Genomic DNA, 25,259 nt, shown 5'->3' with positions numbered 1-25,259 from the left:
GTGGTCAGAGCGGCCGATGGGCCGACGGGGTCCGCTCGATGCTCTCCATGAGCCGTTCAACCCGTTCGTCGACGGCCCGGAACGGGTCCTTGCAGAGGACGGTGCGCTGGGCCTGGTCGTTGAGCTTGAGATGGACCCAGTCGACCGTGAAGTCGCGGCTGTGGGCCTGCGCCGCGCGGATGAAGTCGCCGCGCAGCTTGGCGCGCGTCGTCTGGGGCGGCCGGACCTTCGCCTCGAAGATCTCGACGTCGCTCGCCACGCGCGCGGCCCTGCCGTGTCGCTGGAGCAGGTAGAAAAGCCCGCGCCTGCGGTTGATGTCGTGGTAGGCGAGGTCGAGCTGGAGGATCCGCGCGTCGGACAGCGCGAGCCCGTGCTTGGCACGGTAGCGCTCGATGAGCCGATGCTTGATGACCCAGTCGATCTCGGTGTCGATCGCGTCGAGGTCGCCGGAGGCGATCGCGTCGAGGGTTCGTCCCCACAGGTCGAGGACGTGCTTGGTGTCGGGGCTGCCCATGCCCTCGCGGTCGACGAACTCGAGCGCCTTGTCGAAGTACTCGCGCTGCATGTCGATCGCGGTGACCTCGCGCCCGTTGGCGAGGCGCACGGTTGCCCGCCCCGTCAGGTCGTGGCTCATCGTCCGGATCGCGCGGATGGGGTTCTCCATGGTGAGGTCGCGCATGACGACCCCGGCCTCGATCATCCGCAGGACGAGGTCGGCGCTGCCGACCTTGAGCAGGTTGGTCGTCTCGGACATGTTGGAGTCACCGACGATGACGTGCAGGCGGCGGTACTTCTCGGCGTCGGCGTGGGGCTCGTCACGGGTGTTGATGATCGGGCGCGAGCGCGTCGTGGCGGAGGAGACCCCCTCCCAGATGTGGTCGGCGCGTTGGCTCACGGCGAACGTCGCCCCGTGGGCCGTGGCGACGACCTTGCCCGCGCCGCACATGATCTGCCGGCTGATGAGGAACGGGATGAACATGTCGGAGACCCGCTGGAAGTCCCCGCCGCGCCCGTAGAGGTAGTTCTCGTGGCAGCCGTAGGAGTTGCCTGCCGAGTCGGTGTTGTTCTTGAAGACGAAGATCTCGCCCTCGACGCCGTCGTCGCTCAGCCGGCCCTGAGCGTCCTCGACGAGGCCCTCGAGGATCCGCTCCCCCGCCTTGTCCTGCACCACGAGCTCGCGCACGGAGTCGCACTCGGCCGTGGCGTACTCGGGGTGCGAGCCGACGTCGAGGTAGAGGCGGGCGCCGTTGCCGAGGAAGACGTTGCTCGACCGGCCCCACGCGACGACCCGCCGGAACAGGTAGCGCGCCACCTCGTCGGGCGTGAGCCGTCGCTGCCCCTGCGTGGTGCAGGTGACGCCGTACTCGTTCTCGATCCCGAAGATCCGCCGCTCCATGGAGCAACTGTAGGCGGCTTCCCTTTCGCCGCCGGCGAACGAGCGTTCCCAGCGGCGCCCCGCGCGTGTTGTGCTGGGCCACATGTCCTCGATCCTCGTCCTCGGTGGTACCTCCTGGCTCGGTGGCATCGTCGCGGAGACGGCGCTGCGGGAGGGGCACGACGTCACCTGTCTCGCCCGCGGCACGTCGGGCGAGGTCCCTGCGGGGGCGCGGCTCGTCGTGGCCGACCGTGACGATCCCGACGCGTATGCCGCCCTCCCGGGCCGAGCGGCATACGACCTCGTCGTCGACGTGGCCCGCCAACCCGGCCACGTGCGCGGCGCTGTGCGTGCGCTGGCGGAGCGCGCGACGGGATGGGTCCTCGTCAGCTCGTGCTCGGTCTACGCCCGCCACGACGAGCCGGGAGCCGACGAGCGCGCAGCCCTGCTGCCCGCGCTCGCCGCCGACGTGGCCGCACCCGAGGAGTACGGCGAGGGCAAGGTCGCGTGCGAGGAGGCGGTGACGAGCGCGCGCGGAGGCGCTGCCCTCGTCGCCCGCTCCGGCCTCATCGTGGGTCGCGGCGACCCGAGCGAACGGTTCGGCTACTGGCCGGGCCGGTTCGCGCTCGCGGCGAAGGACGGCGGTCCGGTCCTCGTGCCCGCACGGGTCGACGCCCCCGTCCAGTGGGTCGACGTCGTGGACCTCGCCGCATGGATCGTCCGGGCCGGCCTCGCAGGCACGACCGGGACGGTCAACGCGACCGGGCGGCCGACGACGCTGGGCGCGGTCCTCGATGCCGCTGCGGAGGCGGCCGGCTTCGACGGTGAGCGGGTCTACCTCGACGACGAGGCGCTCGCGGAGGCGGGCGTCGAGGAGTTCATGGGTGCGCGGTCCCTGCCGCTCTGGATCGGGGACCCCGCCTGGCGGGCCTTCCTCGACCGCAGCGCCGAGGCCGCGCTCGCCGCGGGTCTCGCGCCACGGGCGCTCGGGTCGACGATGGCCGACGCCCTCGCCTGGGAGCGGCAGCTCGGCCTGTCACGCGCCCGGACCCGCGCCGGCCTCGACCGCGACGACGAGCTCGCGATCATCGCGCGCCGGGCGTGAGCGACACGTAGTCGTTGCGGGTGAGCGGGCGCGTGAGCAGCTCGCCGCTCGGGTCGGGGACCGCGAGGACGCGGTTGCCCTGGACCAGCTGGATCCCGGTGGCGAGCGTGTCTGCGGTGACGGTGAAGACGATCTGCCCGAGGGCCGCGGCCTGTTCGCGCACGGAGAGCCGGTCGAACCCCTGCGGCACGCCGATGAGGGCCACCCCCGACTCCGTCAGACGCCCCGCATCGTCGTGGTCGAGTCCGGCAGCGCCGTGCGCAGTCCCTGGGCCACCTCGTCGCGTGAGAGCGGGAGGGCGAGCGCGGACAGGGCCGGCTCGATGCCCTTGCCGGCGGGGACGACCCGCTCGACCCGGACGAGCCGGTCGCCGCGGAGCAGGTGGGCCCGCATCGTGAGTGGGACGCCGCTGGCCGCGATCGCCGCGGTGGCGCGCCTCGTCACGTGCGGCACCTCGACCGGGACCGGCTGGTCCTGCGGGCCGACCGTGCAGGCGGACACGGGCAGGTGAGGGAGAGCGCCAGGAGGACGCGCGGCAGGTGACGGCGCAGCCGTGGCGTTCGGGGTGCGCCCGGTGTGCCTCGTGTGCCTCGTGTGCCTCGTGTGCCTCGTGTGCCCGGGGTGCTCTGGTGGGCCCCGGGCAGTCGCTCAGCCATCGGTGATCGGGAGCTCGACGACGAACCGGGCCCCGCCGCCCGGCCGGTCCTCGACGGCGACCGTGCCCCCGTGGAGCGCGACGTGCCGCTGGACGATGGCGAGCCCCAGCCCGAGTCCGGCCGTCCCCCCCGGACTCGGGGCGCCGCTTGTCGGCCGGCATCGTGATGGTGGCCGCGTCGGGCGCGATCTCGGTGACGGCACGTCCGGCTGCCTCGTCCGCAGCCCGGCGCACGAGGTTCGCGAGGTCGACCTCCTCGAGGACAAGGCCCTGGCCGGCATCGTGGCTCGCCATCTCGACCAGGTCGACGACGAGGGTGCGGAACCGCTCGAGCTCGTCAGCGAGCAGGGCGACGGGCTCGCGGACGGACTCGGGCAGGGACGCCTCGCGGTTCTTGATGACCTGCATCGAGTTGAGCATCGTCGTCAGGGGGGTGCGCAGCTCGTGACTGACATCGACGGCGAAGCGCGAGTCGGCCTCGACCCGGTGCTCGAGCTCGCCGACGGCCCGGTTGAAGGACGCGGCGAGCGGTGCGAGGTCGGGGTCCCGGGTCGCCGGCAGGCGAGCGTCGAGCCGGCCCCCTGCCACGGCGGACGCGACGGCGTTGAGCTCGGTCAGGGGCCGCAGCGCGACGCGGGTCGCCCTCCGACCGAAGGCCGCGCCGACGATTGCCGTCGCGACGGCGCCCACCGCGAGGGAGGTCGACACCGTGCGCAGGGTCTGGTCGAGCTCCCTGAGGGAGAAGACCTCGAAGAATCCCGCCCGGGCCGGGGTCAGGGGCATCCCGACCGCGAGGAAGAGCTGGCCGTCGATCTCGAGCCGTTGCGTCGACTCCTGCCCCTCCGTGACGGACGAGACGAGAAGGGTCGGCAGGCTCGCCGGGGAGACGCGCGACGACGTGGCGTACCACCGACCGTCCACCAGGCAGCGAGGTCGTCGAGTCGTTCGTCGGCAGGCCGTTGAGCACCGCGGTGACCGATCCCGTCCCACCCGCCAGACCGTCCTCGACCAGAATCCGGTCGACCTCGCCCTCGGAGACGGCGGCTGCCTCGCGCTGGCCCACGACGTACTGCGAGACGACGGCCCAGACGATGACCGACAGGAGGGCCGACAGCATGAGCGACATCAGCCCGAAGGCGATGGTCACCCGCGCGCGGAGGCCCGGCACTCAGATCGCCAGCCGATAACCCAACCCGCGTGCCGTGACGACGTACCGCGGGTTGGCGGGGTCGGCCTCGACCCGCGTGCGCAGCCTGCGGATGTGCACGTCGACGATGCGACTGTCGCCGAAGTACCCGTAGCCCCACACCCGGTCGAGAAGGTGCTCGCGGCTGCAGATCCGGCCCTCGGAGACCGCCAGCTCGACGAGGAGGCGGAACTCGGTCCGCGACAGGGAGATCGGCTCACCGGCACGGGTGACCACGCCGTCGTCGACGCCGATGATGAGGTCGTCGGCCACCACGCGTCGCGGTCGGTGGTCGACCGCCGCCCCGTCGACATCATGCCGAACATCCTCGCGCCGGTGATCGTCTACGCGTCCCTGCTCATCCCGGTCGTCATCGTGGTCGTGGCGACGCTGTCCTACCTCGGCCTCGGCCTGGCCCCTCCGACCGCCGACTGGGGCGGGATGATCAGCGACGCGCAGAACTACTACACGACCGCGTGGTGGTTCATGTTCTTCCTGGGCGTGGCCCTGCTCCTGACCACCCTCGCGTTCAACCTGTTCGGGGACGGCGTGCGTGACGCCTTCGACCCGCGCAGTGACCGACTCTTCGAATGAACGGAGTGACGCCGTGCTGCGCTTCGCCGTATCGCACTCGGCCTGCTGATCATGTGGCTCATCACCATGGCGGTGTTCGCCTGTTCTTCATCGCCCCGAACGACGTCGCCAGAACCCTTGCGGGGCGGCAGGCCACCCCGGAGACCGTCGCCCGCATCTCGCAGCGGCTCGGGCTCGACCGACCCATCTGGGAGCAGTACCTCGACTTCATCGGCAAGGCCGTGCGCCGCGACCCCGGCTACGACTACTACCACCAGGTCCCCGTCACGGAGATCATGGCCCAGGCGCTCCCGATCACGCTCAGCCTCGTCGTCGGCGCAGCGATCATCTGGCTCGTCCTCGGCGTCTTCAACGGGGTCGTGTCCGCGATCCGCCCCCGGTCCTTCATCGACCGCTCCTGACGGTGTTCGCCCTCTTCTTCTACTCGATGCCGACGTTCTTCCTCGGCCTGATCCTCCTCTACTTCCTCTACTTCCGGCTGACGGTCGCCGGGTACCCGATCTTCCCCGCCGGCGGTTACGCCCCGCCGTCGGACGGGTTCGGGCCCTGGTTCAAGCACCTCGTCCTTCCGTGGTTCACCCTCGCCCTGGTCTCGGCGGCCACGTACACGCGGCTCACTCGCGCGTCGATGCTCGAGGTCCTCGCGGAGGACTATGTCCGTACGGCGCGCGCCAAAGGGATCCGGGAGGGGCGGGTCATCACCCGCCACGCGCTCCACTCGGCGTTGACGCCCGTCGTGACCCAGTTCGGCATCGACGTGGGCGCCCTGCTCGGCGGAGCCGTCGTCACCGAGACCGTCTTCAGCCTGCCCGGGCTGGGCAAGACCATCATCGACGCGATCAACCAGCAGGACCTCCCGGTCATCATCGGCCCCGTCCTCTTCGCGTCGCTCGCGGTCGTCGTGTCGAACATCATCGTCGACATGGTCTATGCCGTCCTCGCCCCTCGCGTACGCCTACACTGACCCGGAGTCTCGAGATGCGAGGGTAGGCCCCGCGGCCGGTGGCGTCGTTTGCCACAATGTCCGCGACGCGCGACCAGCCGATCGCGACCGCCCACCCCCGTTCCACCCCCTCTCTGGAGCCTGCACATGATCGACAGACCCAATTTCAAGTTCTCCCGGCGTGGATACGAGACCGAAGAGGTCGACGCCTTCATCGAGTCGCAGAACCGGACCCTTCAGGCGGCCAAGAAGGACGCTGCCGAGCGCAGCGTCGAGCTGACCAAGCTCAACGCCGCCCTGAGCGACCTGCGCGGCCAGCTGAGCCAGCAGGCGCGGGTCATGGCCGACCTCAAGAAGCAGAGCGCCACGGCGACGCCGGCCCAGACCTTCGCCGACATCGGTGAGCGCATCGGCCAGATCCTCACGCTCGCCGACGCGGAGGCCGCCGAGATGCGCGCCCGGGCCGCCGACGAGGCCGACGCGATCCGTGAGCGCGCGACGCAGGCCGCAGCCGAGCTCAAGGCGACGACCGGCGCCTACGCCGACCAGGCCAAGGCCCGCGCCGACGAGGAGTCCGCCCGCGTCATCGCCCAGGCCAACCGTGAGGCGCAGGCGATCGTCGCCGAGGCCCAGTCGATCATGGCCGCGCAGCGTCAGGAGGCGACCGCCGAGTACGAGGCCCACCGGGCCAAGGCCGCCGCTGCGACCACCGAGCTCGAGACGACCCTCGCGGCCCGCCGCGAGCAGGCCGATGCCGAGTTCGAGGCGCGCCGCCACGTCCAGGAGACGGCGCTCGCCGAGGCGGAGCAGCGCACCCGTCAGCTCATCGAGCACTCGGAGCGCGACGTCGCCGAGATGCGTACGCGCGCCCGGGCCGTCCTCGACAGCGCCCAGGAGCAGGCCGACCAGATCGTCGCCGAGGCCCGTGACCGCGCGGCTCGTCTGCGCGAGGAGTCCGACCGCGAGCTCGCGGCCGCGACGGCGCAGCGCGACAGCATCACGGCCCAGCTCGGCAACGTCCGCGCCATGCTCGCGACCCTCGGTGGTGGCAACCTCGGCGAGGTCCTCGCCGCCCCCGTGGCCGAGCAGCCCAAGCCTGCCGCCGCCGAGCCCCAGCAGCCCGCTCAGCAGCCGCAGCAGCCGCAGCAGCCGCAGCAGTCGCAGGCCCCCGACGAGCGGGAGTCGGTCAACGCCGGCTGACGCCGGATCCCACACCCAGACACGGCTGAGGCCGCCCACCGTTCGCGGTGGGCGGCCTCAGCCGTGTCGCGACTCCGTCCGATGAGGAGGGTGACGCGGGTCGCTCTCAGGACGTCGGGGACTCGCCGTTGCCGCTCAGGATGTCGGGGTGCCCGGGATGGGTCTCGTCGCTTCTCGGGGCGTCGGCCGTCGGGTCCTCGGTGCTGAGCAGGCGGTCGAGAAGGGGACCGACGATCCGGCGGAACGCGCGTCGGGGACGATCCCGGTCGAGCACGGCCACCTCGAGCTGGGTCGCCTCGAGGGCCCGCGGCTCGCCGTTGTCGGAGGAGGCGGCGAGGACGTCGACGGCGACGCGGAGCGCCTCGCCGAGGCTGAGGCCCTCGCGCCACGCGGCCGAGAGCCGCTCCTCCGCCTGCTCGCTCGCGCCGCCCATGACGACGAATCCCTGCTCGTCGGCGACGGAGCCGTCGTAGGTGAGCCGGAAGATCTGGTCGCCCGCGCTCGTGGCCCCGACCTCGGCCACGACGATCTCGATCTCGAACGGCTTGCTCTCCTGGGTGAAGACGGCACCGAGGGTCTGGGCATACGTGTTGGCGAGGGCCCGTGCCGTCACGTCGGTGCGGTCGTAGGAGTAGCCGCGCAGGTCGGCGTAGCGGATGCCGGCCACACGGAGGCTCTCGAACTCGTTGTAGCGGCCCACCGCCGCGAAGGCGATGCGGTCGTAGATCTCGGAGACCTTGTGCAGCGCCCGCGAGGGGTTCTCGGCCACGAAGGCGATCCCGTGGTCGTACGCGAGCACGATGACGGAGCGACCGCGCGCGATGCCCTTGCGGGCGAAGTCGGCCCGGTCCTTCATGACCTGCTCGGGCGGGACGTAGAACGGCATGCTCATCGGGCGCCTCCCGGGTTGCCACGGCGCGCGGCCACGACGCGCTCGACGTGGGCCTGCAGGAGGTCGTTGGCGACGAACCGCGCGCCGCCGCGGTCGACGACGGCCACGGTCGGCCAGATCTGGCGGCCCAGGTCGGGCCCGCCCGTGGCCGAGTCGTCATCGGCTGCGTCGTAGAGTGCCTCGACCGCGACCGACACGGCCTGCTCCTCGCTCATCCCCGGGTGCCAGAGCTTCTTGAGGGCTCCGCGAGCGAAGACCGAGCCGGAGCCGGTCGAGTGGTGGCCCGGCTCGACGTAGCAGCCACCCGTGACGTCGTAGGAGTAGATCCGGCCCGCGGCCTCGTCGAGGTCGTAGCCGGCATACGTCGGCACGACCGTGAGGCCCTGCATCGCGAGGCCGAGGTTGCCGCGGATCATGGAGGCGAGGCGGTTGGCCTTGCCCTCGAGCGACATGATCGCGCCCTCGATCTTCTCGTAGTGCTCGAGCTCGACCTGGTAGAGGCGGACGAGCTCGATGGCGATGCCCGCGGTGCCCGCGATGCCGACGACGCTGTAGTCGTCGGCGGCGAACACCTTCTCCATGTCGCGGTTGGCGATGAGGTTGCCCATCGTCGCCCGTCGGTCGCCCGCCATGACGACGCCACCGTCGTAGAGCAGGGTGACGATCGTCGTCCCGTGCGGGGCCTCGACGTGCGTCCCGGTGGGAAGCGGCCGCCCGGACGGCAGGAGCTCGGGGCGGTACCCGGAGACGAACTCGGTGAAGGACGAGGACCCTGCGTAGAGGTAGGCGTCATCGAGCCGACGAGCCCGCCCGTGGGAGGGACTGGTCACTGGCCGCCCTTCTGCACGAAGCCCCGGACGAACTCCTCGGCGTTGGCCTCGAGGACTCCGTCGATCTCGTCGAGGACGCTGTCGATGTCGTCGCTCAGACCCTCCTTGACGGCCGCGCCCGCGGGGGGTGCGGGCGGGGCCTCGGGGGCCTCCGGCGGCTCCTCGTCACGACGTTGCGGCTTGGCGTGTTCCTGACCCGGCATGGCTACCTCCCAGACGTGTTGCAGCTCTTCCCCCGACCCTAACCGGTGGAGCCGTCACGGCGCCGGACGGTGGGGCGAACCGGCCGCGCTCGTCGCGACGCGGCGCCCTGACTGCGCCCCGGCAGGACCGGCTCAGTCCTCGGGGGTTGCCAGCCCGTGGAGCAGGGCGACGACGTCCTCGCTCTCCTCGAGCAGGCTCCCGACCTGGGCGCGGGTGCCCCGCTCCGGTTCCAGGATCGGGACCCGCTGCAGGCTCGTGCGGCCGGGCACGTCGAACACGACGGAGTCCCAGCTCGCCGAGAAGACCTGTCCGGAGAAGCGCTTCACGCACGTCCCCCGGAACCACGCCCGGGTGTCCTCTGGTGGCGTCTCGCGGGCCTCACGGATGGCTTCCGGGTCGATGAGGTCGCGGGTGCGGCCGCGGTCTCGCAGCCGGTGGACGAGGCCCTTCTCCGGGCGCACGTCGGCCCACTGGATGTCGATGGCGGCGAGCCGGTGGTCGTCCCACGCCAGCCCGTCGCGCGAGCGGTACCCCTCGAGGAGCTCGAGCTTGGTGACCCAGTCGAGCAGGCCTGAGCACGTCATGACATCGCGCCCGAGCCGGCCGAGGACGTCCTCCCAGAGCTCCATCACCTCGGCGGTCGCCTCGGGTTCGGGATCGTCACCGCGGGCGTCGAGCCAGGAGCGAGCCGCCTCGAGGTACATCCACTGGACGTCGAGGGCGGTCATGGTCCGCCCGTCGGCGAGCTCGACGTGCGCCGACAGGGTGGGATCGTGGGAGACGGCCTGGAGGGCGGCCACCGGACGACGGATCGACCAGTCCCCGCGCAGGTGGCCGTCCTCGATCATGCCGAGCACGAGGGACGTCGTGCCCACCTTGAGCAAGCTCGCGACGTCGAGGTGGTTGGCGTCGCCGATGATGACGTGGAGCCGCCGGTATCGGTCCGCGACGGCGTGCGGCTCGTCGCGGGTGTTGATGATCGGCCGCTTGAGCGTCGTCTCGAGCCCGACCTCGGTCTCGAAGAAGTCGGCGCGCTGGGAGACCTGGAAGCCCGCGCCCCGGGAGTCGACGCCGAGACCGACACGCCCCGCGCCGCACACGACCTGTCGGGTCACGAAGAAGGGAATGAGGTGGCGGATGATGTCGGGGAAGGGCGTCCGGCGGGGCATGAGGTAGTTCTCGTGGGTGCCGTAGGACTGGCCCTTGCCGTCGGCGTTGTTCTTGTAGAGGTTGACGGGCGCCTGGCCGGGTCGCTCGGCCAGCAGGCGCACCGACTCGAGGGCGATGGCGTCGCCCGCGCGGTCCCAGCGCACCGCGTCGCGGGGCAGGGTGACCTCGGGCGAGCTGTACTCCGGGTGAGCGTGGTCGACGTAGTAGCGGGCCCCGTTGGGCAGCACGACGTTGGCCAGGCTCGGGTCGTCGAGGTCGGTCAGCTGGCTCGGGTCGGCGCTCTGCCGGTCGATCTGCCACCCCCGGGCGTCGCGCAGCGGGTCCTCGAAGGCGTAGTCCCAGCTCGACTGGTTGGAGCGGATCCCGTGCGCCGCGGCATACACGCTGACGACCTGCCCGGAGAGGAACATCGGGTTGGCGAGGGGGTCCCCCGGCACCGAGATGCCGTACTCCGTCTCGAGGCCCATGATCCGACGCACCGTCATGACCTAGGACGATAACGGCTCGTGCGCGGCCGGGTGCCACCGCACCCCGCGCGCCGGAGGTGGGCGGTGGCGCGTTCCGCCGACGAGCAGGCGACGTGCCGACGCTGCTGGCAGACTGGCTCGCGTGACCGTGCACCGCTCGCCGTCGTGGGACATGCCGCTCCGCACCAGGGTCTTCGTCAAGGCGCTCGCCCGCGAGCGGCCGGCGATCCGGACGCTGGGACCCGATGACCTCACCCGGGTGCGTGCCTGGGTCGCGCCGGCCCGCCCGCCCTACACGTGGGTGACCGGACCGGTCCACCGTGACGTGGCGATCGAGTCGAGCGGGTTCGCCGCCCGCGACGGCCATCACGTTCCCGTTCGCATCTACCGGCCGAGGCGGGCGGCGGCCAGCCCGCGACCCGCGCTGATGTGGTTCCACGGGGGCGGCTGGGTCCTCGGCAGCCCCCGCGGCTACGACCCGATCTGCAGCGCCATCGCCCACGACACGGGGGTCGTCGTCGTCAGCGTCGACTACCGTCTCGCTCCCGAGCACCGAGCGCCGAAGGCGGCGCTCGACTGCGTCGACGCGACCCGGTGGGTGGCGCGGGAGGCGGTCTCGCTGGGGGTGCGGCCCACCGGCATCGGCGTGGCGGGGGACTCGGCCGGTGGCAACCTCGCCGCCGTCGTGTCCCAGGTCCTGCGCGACGAGGGCGGCGCCGAGATCTCCTACCAGTGCCTCGTCTACCCCGGCGTCGACGCGACGATGAGCTCGCCGTCGGTGACGGAGCACGCGGAGGCGCCGGTCCTGACCCACAGCGACATGGTCGCCTTCCTCGAGCACTACCTCGGCGAGGGCCCCGACGCGCTCGACCCGCTCCACCCGCTCGTGTCGCCGCTGTATGCCGCTGAGCTCGGGGGTCTGCCCCCTGCCCTCGTGCAGACGGCCGACCTCGACCCGCTGCGTGACGAGGGGGCGATGTATGCCCGGGCACTGCGTGCGGCCGGGGTCGAGGTGGTCCACACCAACTACCTGCGGGCCCCGCACGGTTTCCTCAGCTTCCCCGGCGCCACCCCGGCGGGCCGGGCAGCGCGCCGTGACCTGACCCACTGGGTCCGCGCGCGGACATGGCCGGGCACCGTCGACTAAGGTCGAAGCGGACGCGCACCACGAGAGGGGATGACCCGAGGTGAACGATGTCGTCGTCTTCAGCGGATCGGCCCACCCCGCCCTGGCCGACCGCATCTGCGCCTATCTCGGCGTCGCCCGCTCCCCCGTCGACATCAAGCGGTTCAGCAACGACTGCCTCCAAGCGCAGCTGCTCGCCAACTGCCGCCAGCGGGACGTCTACATCGTCCAGCCGCTCGTGCCGCCGACGCAGGAGCACCTCATGGAGCTGCTCCTCATGATCGACGCGGCCCGGGGTGCGAGCGCCGCGCAGATCACCGCGGTGATGCCGCACTACGCCTACGCCCGCTCCGACAAGAAGGACGCCTCGCGCATCTCGCTCGGCGGTCGGCTCGTCGCCGACATGATCGCCACGGCGGGCGCCCACCGGGTCCTGACGATGGCGCTGCACGCGCCGCAGGTCCACGGGTTCTTCTCGACCCCGGTCGACCACCTGACGGCGATCGGGGTGCTGGCCGACCACTTCCGTCTGCGCGACCTGACCGACTCGATCGTCGTCAGCCCCGACCTCGGCAACGCCAAGGTGGCGACGCTCTTCGCGCGACTGCTCGGCCTCCCGGTGGCTGCCGGGTCGAAGCAGCGCGTCTCTGACGACCGCGTCATCATCGACTCGATCGTCGGCGACGTCTCCGGCAGGCGCGCGATCATCCTCGACGACGAGATCGCGACCGGCGGCTCCATGGTCGAGCTGATCGAGAGGCTCAAGGAGGCCGGGGCGACCGAGGCGGCCGTCGTCTGCACGCACGGGCTCTTCGCGGGCCCGGCCGTCGAGCGGCTCCGCTTCCATCCCTTCGTCACCGAGGTGGTGACCACCGACACGGTGCCCGCTCCGCCCGACTGGCCGGAGCTCAGGGTCCGCTCGGTGTCGGCACTCTTCGGCGAGGCGATCAGCCGCATCCACCACGGTCGCTCGGTCTCCTCCCTCTTCGAGGGGGTCGACCCGACCCACGCCCCGCCCCAGGCCAAGCTGCCCTTCGACGCACGGGCATGAGCAGGGTCGCCGCCCTCCTTCGCCACCCGGTCGTGGCCTTCCTGCTCGACGTCCTCCTCGTCCTCGTCTTCGCGGCCGTGGGTCGGGCCAGCCACGCCGAGGCCAACCCCGTCCTCGGCGTCCTGTCGACCGCGTGGCCGTTCCTCGTGGGCCTCGTCGCCGGCTGGCTGGTCGTCCGGAGTCTCCGCAAGGGGTGGCCGACGGACTTCGGCCCCGGCATCACCGTGTGGTTCTCGACCGTCCTCATCGGGATGGTGCTGCGCCGCGCCGTCGGCGAGGGGACGGCCTGGACCTTCGTCCTCGTCGCGTCCGTGGTCCTCGCGGTGTTCCTCCTCGGCTGGCGGGCCCTCGTCGCGTATGCCGCTCGGCGGGACGCCTGAGCCAGTCCGGACTCCCTGAGTGCGCGAGCGCTGAACCTGCCGCCCGGTGCGGACCGTGTCAGAGCTTGTAGCCGATGTCGCGCAGGAGCTGCTTCCGGTCGCGCACGTCCGCCTCGGTCTCGACGCCGAGCGGTGACCCGCCGTCGACGACCCCCAGAACTCCCCGACCCTGAGCGGTCTCGGCGACGATGACCTGCACCGGGTTCGCCGTGGCGCAGAAGACGTGGCACACCTCGGGGACGGCCTTGACCTGGTTCAGGACGTTGACCGGGAAGCCCTCGCGCAGGTAGATCGCGAAGGTGTGGCCGGCCCCGATGGCCTGAGCGGCCCGGACGGCGAGCTCGACCAGCTCGTCGTCGTTCCCCGACTTCCGGACGAGCCTGGGGCCGGAGGCCTCGCAGAACGCGATCCCGAAGCGCAGGTGAGGTGAGGTGCCGACCAGGGACTCGTGCAGGTCCTCGACGGTCTTGATGAAGTGCGACTGGCCGAGGATGACGTTGGCCCCCTCCGGCACCTCGACCGGGACGATGCTGAGGGCCGGCGTGGTGGTCGAGGCGGTCGTGGCGGGGTCGGTCATGGCAGGTCCTCTCGCGCGGCGGTGGCTCCAGCGTCCTCCCGGAGCCCCGTGCGGCGCCAGAGCGGGCGCCGCACGGGCGCGAGAGAGCCCGCCACGCGGCATACGGCGTGGCGGGCTCTCGCGCTGTTCCGGGGGGCTCAGCGACCGTTCAGAGGTACTGCCCGGTGTTGGCCGTCGCGATCGAGCGGCCGGGGACGGTGCCGTCCTTGCCCTTGATGAGGGTGCGGATGTAGACGATCCGCTCGCCCTTCTTGCCCGAGATCCGCGCCCAGTCGTCCGGGTTCGTCGTGTTGGGCAGGTCCTCGTTCTCCTTGAACTCGTCGACGCAGCTGGCGAGGACGTGCTCGACCCGGATGCCCTTCTGGCCGGTCGTGAGGAAGTCCTTGATCGCGAGCTTCTTGGCCCGGTCGACGATGTTCTGGATCATGGCCCCGGAGTTGAAGTCCTTGAAGTAGAGGATCTCCTTGTCGCCACCCTGGTATGTCACCTCGAGGAAGCGGTTCTCCTCGACCTCGGAGTACATCCGCTCGACGGCCGCGGTGATCATCGCCTCGACGGTCGAGTCGCGGTCACCGCCGTGCACCGCGAGGTCGTGCTCGTGGAGCGGAAGCGTCGGCACGAGGTACTTGCTGAAGATGTCTCGGGCGCTCTCGGCATCGGGACGCTCGATCTTGATCTTCGCGTCGAGACGACCGGGGCGCAGGATCGCGGGGTCGATCATGTCCTCGCGGTTGGACGCACCGATGACGATGACGTTCTCGAGCCGCTCGACCCCGTCGATCTCGGCGAGCAGCTGCGGCACGATCGTCGTCTCGACGTCGCTCGACACACCCGAGCCACGGGTCCGGAAGAGCGAGTCCATCTCGTCGAAGAACACCACGACCGGGGTGCCGTCGGAGGCTTTCTCGCGGGCCCTTTGGAAGATGAGCCGGATGTGACGCTCCGTCTCCCCGACGTACTTGTTGAGCAGCTCCGGCCCCTTGATGTTGAGGAAGTAGCTCTTCTTCTCGCTCGTCTCACCGGACCGCTCCGCGACCTGGCGGGCGAGCGAGGCCGCGACCGCCTTGGCGATGAGCGTCTTGCCGCACCCGGGCGGGCCGTAGAGCAGGACGCCCTTCGGCGGCTTGAGGGCGTGTTCCTTGAAGAGATCCGGGTGCAAGAAGGGCAGCTCGACGGCGTCGCGGATCTGCTCGATCTGGCCGGAGAGGCCGCCGATGTCCTCGTAGGCGACGTCGGGCACCTCTTCGAGGACGAGCTCCTCGACCTCGAGCTTGGGGATCACCTCGTGGACGAAGTTGGACCGGGGGTCGAGCGTGAGCGAGTCGCCGACGCGGATGGTGGCCTCCGTGAGGGGCGACGCGATCCGGCAGACCCGTTCCTCGTCGCCATGGGTCACGACCACGACCCGGTCGGTGCCGAGCCTCTCCTTGACCGTGACCACCTCGCCCACGCGCTCGTAGCCGTGGGCGGAGACCACGTTGAGCGCCTCGTTGAGCATGACCTCGCGCCCCAGCCCGAGGTCGCCGACCTCGACCGACGGGCTCACGGCGACCCGCATCTTGCGGCCGCCCGTGATGATGTCGACTGCGCCGTCCTCGGGTGCGTCGACGACGAGACCGTAGGTGCTCGGCGGCTGCGCGAGCCGGTCGACCTCCTTCTTGAGGTTGATGATCTGCTCGCGGGCGTCCTTGAGCGTCCGGACGAGGCGCTCGTTCTGCGTCGACAGGGTCGACAGGGAGGTCTGGAGGTGCACGAGTCGCGCCTCGAGCTCCCTCGTGCGCTGCGGCGAGGTCCGAGCGGTCTCGCGCAGGGCGTTGACCTCCTCGCGCAGGGCGTTGAGGTCGCGCTCGCCGGATGTCGCCGGATCGTGAACGCCCCAGGCGGGGATGCCCTCCGGTGTCCGGCCGGCATCGGGGTTGGGACCCGGCTCGGCGGGCGTACGGTCTTCGGGGTTGCGGACCTCGTCGGACATCTCGGCCTCCTCATCCGTCACTCGAACCACGTGACGATTCGACCCTAACCCGGCGGCCTCAGTTGGTGTCGGACGTTCCAGTCAGTGATCGTCGGACCCGTCGGATCGTCTTGTCGCTCTTCACGCGCTCGCCCAGCGCCTCCGACGTCCAGGCCTCCGCCGGGATCTCGGTGGCGGCCGTCGAGCCGCGCACCGAGGCGCTGGCGTCGGCCGGGACGTCCGCACCGGCCGTGGCCGGGTCGACGTCCGAGTAGGCCCCCTTGGCCGGGCGGCGCTTGCGCTCCGGGGCGACGACGCCCGGCGCGAGCCTGCGCGTCGTGATGAGGAAGCCGGTGTGACCGTGCATGCGGTGCTCCGGGCGGACCGCGAGGCCCTCGAGGTGCCACCCACGAACGAGCGACTCCCACGCCGAGGGCTCGGTGAAGCCGCCGTGCGCGCGGATGCCCTCGGCGACCCGGCTCAGCTGCGTCGTGGTCGCGACGTAGCAGATCAGCACCCCGCCGGGGATGAGCGCCTCGCCGATGGCATCGAGACACTCCCACGGAGCGAGCATGTCGAGGACGACGCGGTCGACGCTGCCGGGCTCGACGACCGTCGGCAGGGTCTCGACGAGGTCGCCGACGTGGACCGTCCACGCCGGGTGGTCACCACCGAAGAAGGCCCTGCCGTTCGCCTTGGCGATCTCTGCGAAGTCGTCGCGTCGCTCGAAGGAGAGCAGCCGCCCGCCCTCTCCGATGGCCCGCAGCAGGGACATCGACAGCGCGCCCGAGCCGACACCGGCCTCGACGACCGTCGCGCCCGGGAAGATGTCGGCCATCTGGACGATCTGCCCGGCGTCCTTGGGGTAGACGACGGCGGCCCCGCGCGGCATCGACATGACGTAGTCGCTGAGGAGGGGACGCAGGGCGAGGTACTCGACGTCGGCGGTGTTGGTGACGACGGAGCCGTCGGGTGCCCCGATGAGGTCGTCGTGACGCAGGAACCCGCGGTGGGTGTGGAACTCCCGCCCCGGCTCGAGCGTGATCGTGTGGAGCCGGCCCTTCGGGTCGGTGAGCTGCACCCGCTCGCCGACCTCGAAGACCCCACGACGGGCGTGGGCGGCAGTCACGGGGGCGGTCGTCGAGGCGTCGGTCATGGGAGCACAGTCTAGGTGCCCGGCACGGGGCCCCCGCGCACGCGGCGGATCGCCGAGGCCTCGACCTCGTAGCGGCTCTGCCGCCCGCCCGGGCCGCCGAAGAAGCGTCTGCGCAGGGCCCCGCTCACCTCGACGAGCCCGCCCGCCGGGAGGCGCAGGGCCGCACGTCGGGTCGACGTCGTCCAGCAGACGACGTCGATGGTGTCGACCGTGACCCGGCTCGGCGCGTCGCGCGCGTGCCGCGCGCGTGGAGACCGCGGCACGATGACGCGCAGGGTGACGATCGGGTCGCCGCTCGGCAGCAGCCGCTCCTCGGCGGCCGCTCCGAGTCGCCCCGCGATGAGCACCTCGTTGCGCGCCGTTGCAGGGTCCGCCGTCGGACCGGGCCCCCGGGCTGGCCGCCCGGTCTCTCTCGCCGTCCGCGCGGCAGTGTCCGTCGTCTCGCTCATCGTTGGCCTTTCCGTCCCGGGGCGTCCGTCACGCGCCGTCGGGTCCCACCCTGGTCCGATCCCGGGCGCCGAGCCGGTCCCGTGCGCGGGCACTGTGGACGGCCGTCCGTCGCCTCGGGGATGTGGACGAAGCGGGCCAGACAGGGGGCGGCGTCCTCAGCGGCGCCCGCGCCGGGCGAGCTCCGCGCCGACGACGGCGTTGATGCGCTCGGCCGTCGCCATCCCGAGCACCTCTCGCGTGGACTCGTCGACGACGACGGCGAGGGACAGGGAACGCTCGCTCATGACGCGGACGAGGTCGGTGAGCACGGCGCTCTTCGTGAGCGGGACGACCCAGCTCTGCGGCTGGGAGACGACGACGGCGGAGACCGGTGTGGACGCTCGCGTCTCGCGCGGGACCGCCGCGGCTGCGTCGGCGTCGAGGACGGCATACGGCCAGCCCGCGGCGTCGGTCCCGGCGACCCAGGTCGCGCCACCGCCCGCGCCACCGCCGGCAGCGGCGCCGGCGAGATGGTCGGCGAGCGCCCGGTCGACCTGTGAGACGGGTTCGGAGGCCCGGACGAGCAGGAGAGGTTCGAGCACGTCGACGGCCGGGCTCGCCGTCGCCTCGGTGATCTGGCCCGCCCGGATGGCGCCGGAGGCACCGCGCCAGAGGAAGAAGCCGATGATGAAGGGAAAGGCATAGCCGAACAGGTCGTCGGTGCGCCCCTCGACCAGCGGTCGGGCGACGAACCAGGCCACGGTCCCGATGGCGACGACGCGGCCGAGCCACCCGGCGACGACCAGCCCGGTGCCCCGGCGCCCGGTCGCCTTCCAGACCAGGGAGCTCACGATCTGGCCGCCGTCCATGGGCAGACCGGGGAGCAGGTTGAACAGGCCGACGAGCAGGTTGGCCGTCGTGACGACGCCGAGCAGCGTGCTGGCCGTCTCGTTGGTCACGAACGCGTAGACGACCCAGCCGAGCCCAGCCAGCAGCAGGTTGGAGAGCGGCCCGACGAAGGCGATGAGCGCCGTGGCGCCCGGCGTGGCTCCGGTCGAGTCGTAGACGGTGTGCCCGCCCCAGACGTCGGCGACGATGCGGTCGACGCGGTGACCCTGCCGCCGGGCGGCGAGGGCGTGCGCCGCCTCGTGGACGAGGACCGAGACGAGCAGGAGCAGCGCGTATGCGCCGGCGAGCAGGAAGCCGTACGCCGGCCCACGGTCGGCGCGGCCCAGGGCCGGCCCGAAGGCGACGACGATGAAGACGGCGATGACGGGCCAGGACCGCCCGAGGTAGACCGGAGTGCCTCCGAGACTGCCGATGCGCCATCCGGGGCTGGGCTCGGCGCGCGCGGAAGAGCTCATGACGCGACCCTATGCCCTGCGCCTGTGCCCGACGAGGCGGCCGGTCCGGCACCGGCGGCCTCACCGGCGTCTGGGCTGCAGTGTCGGCGTGGCGGCATACAGTCTGCGCATGGTCTCAGCGCTGTCCCCGAGTCGGGCCTCCGACTTCATGACGTGCCCGCTGCTCTACCGCTTCCGGGTCGTCGACAAGCTCGTGTCGCCTCCGACGCCGGCCACTGCGCGCGGCACCCTCGTCCACGCCGTCCTCGAGCGGCTCTTCGACCTGCCCGGACACGAGCGCACGCTCGAGGCCGCGGTCGCGCTCGTGCCGGCCGAGTGGGAGCGCATCGCGGCGGAGGAGCCGGCGATGCTCGAGCTCCTGGCCGAGCACGATGGCCGCACCGACGAGTGGTTCGCCGGCGCAGGTGCCCTGATCGAGACGTGGTTCGGGCTGGAGGACCCCACCCGCCTCCAGCCCGCCGAGCGGGAGCTCTACGTCGAGACGGAGGTCGACGGGCTCGTCCTGCGCGGCTATGTCGACCGGCTCGACGTTGCACCCGACGGGGCCATGCGCGTCGTCGACTACAAGACCGGTCGGTCCCCCTCGGAGCGGTTCGAGGGCAAGGCCCTGTTCCAGATGAAGTTCTACGCCCTCGTCCTCTGGCGGCTGCGCGGCGAGATCCCGCGGCTGCTCCAGCTCGTCTACCTGGGCAACGGCGAGATCGTCCGCTACGCCCCCGACGAGCAGGACCTCCTCGGGGTCGAGCGCAAGGTCAAGGCCCTCTGGGCCGCCATCGAGCGGGCCGCCGAGACCGGCGACTGGCGGCCGAGCCCGAGCCGGCTGTGCGACTGGTGCGAGCACCGCTCGCTCTGCCCCGCCTGGGGCGGCACGCCGCCGGAGCTGCCCGCCGACGCGGCGCAGCGGGCCGTCGACCCCGCGGTGACGGGGATGGTCGAGGTCGCCGACGACTGACGCCGACGAGACGACGGTATGCCGCTGGGCCGGCCCAGCGGCATACCGTGCGGTGACGCTGACGTCAGTCGACGAACTGGTCGGCCACCGTGAGGGCCTCGTCGAGGATGGCCAGCCCCTCCTCCGCCTCGTCCGGGGTCGTCGTGCACGGTGGCACGACGTGCGTGCGGTTGAAGTGGACGAACGGCCACAGCCCGCGCTCCTTGCACGCGGCCGCGAAGGCCAGCATCGGCTTCACCGCCTCCCCGGCGGCGTTGTACGGAACGAGCGGCTCACGGGTCTCGCGGTTGCGGACGAGCTCGACCGCCCAGAAGACGCCGAGGCCGCGGACGTCGCCGATGCTGGGGTGCTTCTCCTGGAGCTCGCGCAGGCGTGGCCCGATGACGTCCTCACCGAGGCGTCGGGCGTTGTCGACGATCCCCTCCTCGTGGAAGGCCGTGATGGACGCCACGGCCGACGCGCAGGCGAGCGGGTGGCCGGAGTAGGTGAGGCCGCCGGGGAAGGGCCGCTGGTCGAAGGTGGCGCGGATCGTGTCGGAGAGGATGACGCCGCCGAGCGGGACGTACCCCGAGTTGACGCCCTTGGCGAAGGTGATGAGGTCGGGGGTCACGCCCCAGTGGTCGACGGCGAACCATTCGCCGCACCGGCCGAAGCCGGCCATGACCTCGTCGGCGATGAGCATGATCCCGTGCTCGTCGCAGAGCCGGCGCACGCCCTCGAGGTAGCCGTCCGGCGGCACGAGGATGCCGTTCGTGCCGACGACCGTCTCGAGGATGATCGCGGCGACCGTGTGGGCGCCCTCGACCATGAGCGTGTCGCGCAGGTGCGCCAGGGCCCGGTCGCGCTCCTGCTCGTCGGTCTCGGAGTGGAAGGCCGAGCGGTAGGTGTAGGGACCCCAGAAGTGCACGATCCCCGGCTGCCCCGGCTCGGACGGCCAGCGGCGCGGGTCGCCCGTGAGCGTGATCGCCCCCGCCGTGGCGCCGTGGTAGCTCCGGTACGTCGCGAGGACCTTGTGGCGCCCGGTGTGCAGGCGCGCCATCCGGATCGCGTTCTCGTTGGCCTCGGCGCCGCCGTTGGTGAAGAAGACGTAGTTGAGGCCGTCGGGCGCGACCGCGGTGATGAGCCGGGCCGCCTCGCCTCGCGCGTCGTTGGCGAACGCCGGCTGGATCGTCGCCAGGCGGGCCGCCTGCTCCTGGATCGCGGCGATGATCTTCGGGTGCTGGTAGCCGATGTTGATGTTGACGAGCTGCGAGCTGAAGTCGAGGTAGCGCTTGCCGCTGTAGTCCCAGAAGTGCGACCCCTGGGCGCGTGCGATGGGCAGCGGGTCGATCGCGCCCTGCGCGGACCAGGAGTGGAAGACGTGGCTGCGGTCGAGCGCGCGCACCTCCTGCTCGCTGAGGGCGTCGAGGCGGGCGCCGACGGCGCTGCCGCTGTCGAGCCCGTGGGTGGTGGTCATCGGAGGGTGTCCTCTCGGTTCGGGGGCCGGCCCCGCGGGGACGCTGCGGGGCCGGCTGGGGTGGTCTTGGTCAGCGGGTGCGCGGGAAGCCGAGGTCGACCCGCGACGTGGCCGGGTCGGGCCACCGCTGCGTCACGACCTTGCCACGGGTGAAGAAGTTGATCCCCTCCGGGCCGTACATGTGCGTGTCGCCGAAGAGCGAGTCCTTCCAGCCACCGAACGAGTAGTAGGCGACGGGGACCGGGATCGGGACGTTGATGCCGACCATGCCGACCTCGACCTCGTTCTGGAAGCGGCGCGCGGCCCCGCCGTCGCGCGTGAAGATCGCCGTGCCGTTGGCGTACTGGTTGGCGTTGATGAGCGCGAGGCCCTCCTCGAACGTGTCGACGCGGACGACCGACAGGACAGGACCGAAGATCTCGTCGCGGTAGACCGTCATGTCGGGCGTGACGTCGTCGAGGAGCGTCATGCCGAGGAAGAAGCCGTCGGCGGGGACGTCCTGCTCGCGTCCGTCGACGACGACGGTCGCGCCCGCCTCCGCCCCGGCCGACACGTAGCCCGCCACGCGGTCACGGTGCTCACGGGTGATGAGCGGGCCCATGTCGGTGCCGGGCTCGCTGCCGGGTCCCACCGTGAGGGCGGGCAGGCGCGCCGAGATCGCCTCGACGAGGTCGTCGCCGACTCCCCCGACGGCGACCGCGACCGAGAGCGCCATGCAGCGCTCCCCTGCGGCTCCGTAGGCGGCGGAGACGATCGCGTCGGCGGCCATGTCGATGTCGGCGTCGGGCAGGACGAGGGCGTGGTTCTTGGCGCCGCCGAGGGCCTGGACGCGCTTGCCGTTGGCGGTGCCTCGCTCGTAGATGTACCGGGCGATCGGCGTCGAGCCGACGAAGCTGACCGCGGCGATGTCGTCGTGGTCGAGGAGGGCGTCGACCGCCTCCTTGTCACCGTGGATGACGGTGAAGACGCCGTCGGGCAGACCGGCCTCCTTCCACAGCTCCGCGAGGAAGAGGGAGGCGGAGGGGTCCTTCTCGCTCGGCTTGAGGACGAAGGCGTTGCCGCAGGCGATGGCGTTGGCGCACATCCACAGTGGCACCATGACCGGGAAGTTGAACGGGGTGATGCCGGCGACGACGCCGAGGGGCTGGCGGATGCTGTAGACGTCGACCCCCGTCGCTGCCTGCTCGGAGAAGCCGCCCTTGAGCAGCTGGGGGACGCCGGTCGCGAACTCGACGTTCTCGAGGCCGCGGGCGATCTCGCCCGCGGCGTCGGACAGGACCTTGCCGTGCTCGGCGGTGACGATCGCGGCCAGCTCGTCGGAGCGGCTGTTGAGCAGCTCGCGGAAGGCGAAGAGCACCGCTGCACGCTTCGAGAGGGAGCTCGTGCGCCACTCCTTCGCCGCGGAGACCGCGGTCTTGACCGCGGCGTCGATCTCGCCTGCGGAGGCGAGGGGCACCTCGGCGGTCTGGCGGCCGGTGGCCGGGTCGTGGACAGGGGCGGTGCGACCGGAGGTGCCCGGGACACGGGTCCCGGAGATCCAGTGGTCGAGCACGGTCACAGAAGGCGTCGTCATGCATCCCAGATTACGTGACAGGTATATACCATACAAAGGATTCTTCGCTACATTACAAACGTGCGCGCCATCATCTCCGCCCTCGAGGAGCGTCTCGACTCCCCCACCGCCAAGGGGCTGGCCCAGGCCGTGTCGCGTGCCATCCGCGACGGCAGCCTCGCTCCCGGCGACCGGCTGCCCCCGATCCGACGGGTCGCCGAGGAGCTCATGGTCTCGCCCACGACCGTGAGCGCCGCCTGGCAGCTGCTCTCACGGTCCGGGACGATCCGCTCCGACGGGCGCCGCGGCACGACGATCGCCCCCATCGGGCGCGCGGGCGGCGAGCGCTACAACCGGGCGTTGCGCCACCAGTCCGAGGTGACCCTCGACCTCTCGACCGGCATCCCCGACGCGACCCTGCTGCCCGATCTCGGCCCCGTGCTCGCGGGCTTCACGGGCAGCCCCACGCCCGGCAGCTACCTCGACGACCCCGTCCTCGACGAGCTGCGGACCCTCATGCTCGAGCAGTGGCCGTATGCCGTCGACGACGTCCTCGTGGTCGACGGCGCCATGGACGCGCTCGACCTCATCACCCGGAACCACTTGCGGCCGGGAGACCTCGTCGTCGTCGAGACCCCCGGCTTCCCGCCGATGCTCGACCTTCTCGAGGACCGCGGCGTGGAGGTCGTCGGCGTCCCCCTCGACGAGACCGGGGTCAGCCTCGAGCACGTGCAGGACGTCCTCGAGCGTCGCCCTGCGGCCATCTTCATCCAGCCGCGCGGTCACAACCCGACCGGCATCTCCATGTCCCCGACCCGGGCCCGCCGGCTCGCCGGCCTGGTGCGCGGCCAACCGTGCTTCGTCGTCGAGGACGACTCGGGTGGCGACATCGCCGCCTCTGCGCCGATCAGCCTCGGCGCCTGGATACCCGACCAGGTCATCCACGTGCGCAGCTTCAGCAAGTCCCACGGCCCCGACCTGCGTCTCGCCGCGGTCAGCGGTCCCTCCGAGCTGCTCTCCCCGGTCCGGCACGCGCGGGCACTCGGGCAGGGCTGGTCGAGCCGACTGCTCCAACGGGCGCTGGCCGGGCTGCTCACCGATCCGCGCGCTCGCGCTCAGGTGGAGCGGGCCCGCGCGGAGTACGCCCGACGGCGCGGGCTCGTGGTCGCACGCCTGACCGAGCAGGGCATCGCCGTGCCCGGCACCGACGGGCTCAACATCTGGGTCCCGGTCCGGGACGAGGCCGCCGCCGTGCTCCGCCTCGCGAGCCAGGGCATCGCCGTCACGCCCGGCGCCCCCTTCGCCGTCGGCGGGGTGCCCAGCCCCGAGGGGCACATCCGGGTGACGACCGGGCTCATCCGCACCGACCACGTCGAGATCGCCGACCGGATCGCGGAGGCCGCACGAACGGGATCCTGGACCGCCCAGCACCGCTGAGCGGCATACGACCGGGGTGTGAAGGATGGATCAGAGGCCCTCGGGGCCGTCCGCTGCCCGCGCGGCCCTGAGCCGGGCGTTCTCCGCGCGGACCTGCTCCAGGCTGGCCCGCTCGGCGACGAGCCACGACGGCATCTCGTCGAGGAGGGCCTTGATCTGGGCCGTGGTGAGCGGGCCCTCGACGCCGCCCCGCACGAGACCCGAGTTGGAGACGCCCAGGCGGCGGGCGACCTCCTGGCGCGGGTGCGGACCGTTGCGTCGCAGCTCGGTGAGCCACTCCGGCGGGTCGGCCTGGAGGTCGTTGAGCTCGGTCCGGCTGACGGGGTGGTCGCGGAACTCGGCCGGTGTCGCAGCCAGCAGCACGCCGAGCTTCTTCGCGGCGGTCTGCGGTTTCATCGTCTGCGGCTTGGGCGAGCTCATGCCGACCAGCCTAGGCCGTCCGCGAGTGCCCTCCGGACACCTGCACTAGCCTCGTCCTGTGGCGACGAGCACCGGAGGGACCGAGACGACGGAGCCGTTCCGGATCGCGTTCGTCCCGGGCGTGACCCCCGACAAGTGGCTGCGGACCTGGGCCGCGCGCCGGCCCGACGAGCCGATCGTCGCGCACCAGGTCGCGGAGCCGGCCCAGCTCGAGGTGCTGCGCGACGGCTCGGCCTCGATGTGCTTCGTCCGGCTCCCCGTTGACCGGGAGGGTCTCCACGTCATCCCGCTCTACCACGAGGTTCCCGTCGTCGTCGTTTCCAAGGAGCATCCCGTCGCGGCCTTCGACGAGGTCGACGTCACCGAGCTCGCCGACGAGGCCCTCCTCCAGGACCCCGACACGGTGCCGGAGTGGCGCGACGTCGCTCCCCCACGCGACGTGAGCCTGCCACCCCTCCCCGACATGACCACCCAGGAGGCCATCGCGGTGGTCGCCGCCGGGCCCGGCATCGTCATCGTGCCCCTGTCGGTCGCCCGCCTCTACCACCGCAAGGACGTGGTACACCGTCCGGTTCGCGGCGTGTCGGAGTCCCAGATCGGCCTGGCGTGGCGCCGCGACGACGACGACCCCCGGATCGAGGTGTTCGTCGGGATCGTGCGCGGACGGACGGAGCGCAGCTCCCGGGGCGATGCCGCGTCAGCCGTGTTCGACGACCGTGGTGGCGCCCACCGCGCGGCCGGTCCCGGCGGGCCGCAGTCGCGGCAGCCGGCGGCGCCGAGCGCCGGG

The 25,259-nt window shown here is 71.9% G+C and carries 26 protein-coding genes; 11 read left to right on the top strand and 15 right to left on the bottom strand.

The annotated features are described in order from the left end of the window. Positions 1-4: 4 nt before the first annotated feature. Positions 5-1,396, bottom strand: a complete 1,392-nt coding sequence (gene pafA / locus N865_RS14405) for a Pup--protein ligase (RefSeq protein WP_034807296.1) — start codon at positions 1,394-1,396, stop codon at positions 5-7. Positions 1,397-1,478: 82 nt separating this feature from the next. Here pafA and N865_RS14400 point away from each other — a divergent pair, with 82 nt between their 5' ends. Beyond that, entirely contained in the window at positions 1,479-2,480 is a 1,002-nt protein-coding gene (locus N865_RS14400) for an NAD-dependent epimerase/dehydratase family protein (RefSeq protein ID WP_034807370.1), read from the top strand. On the opposite strand, the gene N865_RS23985 is transcribed toward N865_RS14400, so the two are convergent. Continuing rightward, entirely contained in the window at positions 2,461-4,056 is a 1,596-nt protein-coding gene (locus N865_RS23985; protein ID WP_034807293.1) for a histidine kinase dimerization/phospho-acceptor domain-containing protein, read from the bottom strand. The two genes, N865_RS14400 and N865_RS23985, sit on opposite strands and share 20 nt — an antisense overlap. 247 nt (positions 4,057-4,303) lie before the next feature. Beyond that, complete coding sequence (locus N865_RS14385) at positions 4,304-4,597, bottom strand: winged helix-turn-helix domain-containing protein (RefSeq protein WP_084328254.1); 294 nt, start codon at positions 4,595-4,597, stop codon at positions 4,304-4,306. Positions 4,598-4,636: 39 nt separating this feature from the next. On the opposite strand from N865_RS14385, the gene N865_RS21880 reads away from it, so the two are divergent. The 4 genes from N865_RS21880 to N865_RS14375 all read left to right on the top strand — a co-directional run bounded on the left by N865_RS21880 (position 4,637) and on the right by N865_RS14375 (position 7,058). Continuing rightward, positions 4,637-4,915 (top strand): ABC transporter permease, encoded by a 279-nt coding sequence (locus N865_RS21880; protein ID WP_157557710.1) that lies wholly within the window; start codon positions 4,637-4,639, stop codon positions 4,913-4,915. A 53-nt stretch (positions 4,916-4,968) separates the two neighbouring features. Then, on the top strand, positions 4,969-5,316 hold the full coding sequence (locus N865_RS23320; RefSeq protein WP_211244906.1) for an ABC transporter permease family protein: 348 nt from the start codon (positions 4,969-4,971) through the stop codon (positions 5,314-5,316). Positions 5,317-5,318: 2 nt separating this feature from the next. Next, the gene (locus tag N865_RS23315) at positions 5,319-5,879 is read left to right on the top strand and encodes an ABC transporter permease (protein WP_211244905.1); all 561 of its coding nucleotides are present in this window, start codon (positions 5,319-5,321) and stop codon (positions 5,877-5,879) included. 126 nt (positions 5,880-6,005) lie between these two features. Further along, entirely contained in the window at positions 6,006-7,058 is a 1,053-nt protein-coding gene (locus tag N865_RS14375; protein WP_245603771.1) for a coiled-coil domain-containing protein, read from the top strand. 106 nt (positions 7,059-7,164) lie between these two features. On the opposite strand, the gene prcA is transcribed toward N865_RS14375, so the two are convergent. From prcA to dop, 4 genes are all read right to left on the bottom strand, one after another. Next, positions 7,165-7,950 (bottom strand): proteasome subunit alpha, encoded by a 786-nt coding sequence (gene prcA / locus N865_RS14370; RefSeq protein ID WP_051510603.1) that lies wholly within the window; start codon positions 7,948-7,950, stop codon positions 7,165-7,167. Further along, the gene (gene prcB / locus N865_RS14365) at positions 7,947-8,780 is read right to left on the bottom strand and encodes a proteasome subunit beta (protein WP_034807288.1); all 834 of its coding nucleotides are present in this window, start codon (positions 8,778-8,780) and stop codon (positions 7,947-7,949) included. The genes prcA and prcB overlap by 4 nt, the downstream gene beginning before the upstream one ends. Further along, positions 8,777-8,983, bottom strand: a complete 207-nt coding sequence (locus tag N865_RS14360; RefSeq protein WP_034807285.1) for a ubiquitin-like protein Pup — start codon at positions 8,981-8,983, stop codon at positions 8,777-8,779. Before N865_RS14360 ends, prcB begins: the two co-directional genes overlap by 4 nt. A gap of 132 nt (positions 8,984-9,115) precedes the next feature. Next, positions 9,116-10,639 carry a depupylase/deamidase Dop gene (dop, locus tag N865_RS14355; RefSeq protein WP_034807283.1) on the bottom strand — a complete coding sequence of 508 codons (1,524 nt, stop codon included), beginning with the start codon at positions 10,637-10,639 and terminating at the stop codon, positions 9,116-9,118. 124 nt (positions 10,640-10,763) lie between these two features. Between dop and N865_RS14350 the strand changes: the two genes are divergently transcribed. The 3 genes from N865_RS14350 to N865_RS14340 are packed head-to-tail and all read left to right on the top strand — an operon-like array spanning position 10,764 to position 13,178. Beyond that, entirely contained in the window at positions 10,764-11,768 is a 1,005-nt protein-coding gene (locus tag N865_RS14350; RefSeq protein WP_051510601.1) for an alpha/beta hydrolase, read from the top strand. 40 nt (positions 11,769-11,808) lie between these two features. Beyond that, positions 11,809-12,798, top strand: a complete 990-nt coding sequence (locus N865_RS14345; RefSeq protein ID WP_034807279.1) for a ribose-phosphate diphosphokinase — start codon at positions 11,809-11,811, stop codon at positions 12,796-12,798. Further along, the gene (locus tag N865_RS14340) at positions 12,795-13,178 is read left to right on the top strand and encodes a DUF3054 domain-containing protein (RefSeq protein WP_034807276.1); all 384 of its coding nucleotides are present in this window, start codon (positions 12,795-12,797) and stop codon (positions 13,176-13,178) included. The genes N865_RS14345 and N865_RS14340 overlap by 4 nt, the downstream gene beginning before the upstream one ends. 58 nt (positions 13,179-13,236) lie before the next feature. On the opposite strand, the gene N865_RS14335 is transcribed toward N865_RS14340, so the two are convergent. The 5 genes from N865_RS14335 to N865_RS14315 all read right to left on the bottom strand — a co-directional run bounded on the left by N865_RS14335 (position 13,237) and on the right by N865_RS14315 (position 18,655). Continuing rightward, positions 13,237-13,755, bottom strand: a complete 519-nt coding sequence (locus N865_RS14335) for an adenosine-specific kinase (RefSeq protein ID WP_051510598.1) — start codon at positions 13,753-13,755, stop codon at positions 13,237-13,239. 148 nt (positions 13,756-13,903) lie between these two features. Next, complete coding sequence (gene arc / locus N865_RS14330; protein WP_034807357.1) at positions 13,904-15,727, bottom strand: proteasome ATPase; 1,824 nt, start codon at positions 15,725-15,727, stop codon at positions 13,904-13,906. A 58-nt stretch (positions 15,728-15,785) separates the two neighbouring features. Continuing rightward, positions 15,786-16,862, bottom strand: a complete 1,077-nt coding sequence (locus N865_RS14325) for a tRNA (adenine-N1)-methyltransferase (RefSeq protein WP_034807274.1) — start codon at positions 16,860-16,862, stop codon at positions 15,786-15,788. An 11-nt stretch (positions 16,863-16,873) separates the two neighbouring features. Beyond that, complete coding sequence (locus N865_RS14320) at positions 16,874-17,311, bottom strand: single-stranded DNA-binding protein (protein ID WP_084328253.1); 438 nt, start codon at positions 17,309-17,311, stop codon at positions 16,874-16,876. Between the two features lie 156 nt (positions 17,312-17,467). Then, positions 17,468-18,655 (bottom strand): site-2 protease family protein, encoded by a 1,188-nt coding sequence (locus tag N865_RS14315; RefSeq protein WP_034807268.1) that lies wholly within the window; start codon positions 18,653-18,655, stop codon positions 17,468-17,470. A gap of 109 nt (positions 18,656-18,764) precedes the next feature. Here N865_RS14315 and N865_RS14310 point away from each other — a divergent pair, with 109 nt between their 5' ends. Continuing rightward, on the top strand, positions 18,765-19,607 hold the full coding sequence (locus N865_RS14310; RefSeq protein ID WP_034807266.1) for a RecB family exonuclease: 843 nt from the start codon (positions 18,765-18,767) through the stop codon (positions 19,605-19,607). A gap of 64 nt (positions 19,608-19,671) precedes the next feature. Here N865_RS14310 and N865_RS14305 read toward each other — a convergent pair whose 3' ends face one another. Further along, the gene (locus N865_RS14305; RefSeq protein ID WP_034807264.1) at positions 19,672-21,063 is read right to left on the bottom strand and encodes an aspartate aminotransferase family protein; all 1,392 of its coding nucleotides are present in this window, start codon (positions 21,061-21,063) and stop codon (positions 19,672-19,674) included. 70 nt (positions 21,064-21,133) lie between these two features. Further along, entirely contained in the window at positions 21,134-22,636 is a 1,503-nt protein-coding gene (locus N865_RS14300) for a CoA-acylating methylmalonate-semialdehyde dehydrogenase (RefSeq protein WP_034807261.1), read from the bottom strand. 60 nt (positions 22,637-22,696) lie between these two features. Here N865_RS14300 and N865_RS14295 point away from each other — a divergent pair, with 60 nt between their 5' ends. Beyond that, positions 22,697-24,052, top strand: a complete 1,356-nt coding sequence (locus N865_RS14295) for an aminotransferase-like domain-containing protein (RefSeq protein ID WP_034807259.1) — start codon at positions 22,697-22,699, stop codon at positions 24,050-24,052. 30 nt (positions 24,053-24,082) lie between these two features. On the opposite strand, the gene N865_RS14290 is transcribed toward N865_RS14295, so the two are convergent. Next, complete coding sequence (locus N865_RS14290; protein ID WP_034807258.1) at positions 24,083-24,472, bottom strand: DUF5997 family protein; 390 nt, start codon at positions 24,470-24,472, stop codon at positions 24,083-24,085. Positions 24,473-24,530: 58 nt separating this feature from the next. Between N865_RS14290 and N865_RS14285 the strand changes: the two genes are divergently transcribed. After that, the coding region (locus N865_RS14285) for a LysR family substrate-binding domain-containing protein (protein ID WP_084328256.1) at positions 24,531-25,259 on the top strand (729 nt) is incomplete at its 3' end.

This window comes from Intrasporangium oryzae NRRL B-24470, from assembly GCF_000576595.1.
GTDB classification, from domain to species: Bacteria; Actinomycetota; Actinomycetes; order Actinomycetales; family Dermatophilaceae; genus Intrasporangium_C; species Intrasporangium_C oryzae.
This window is presented reverse-complemented; position numbering and strand designations above follow the sequence as displayed.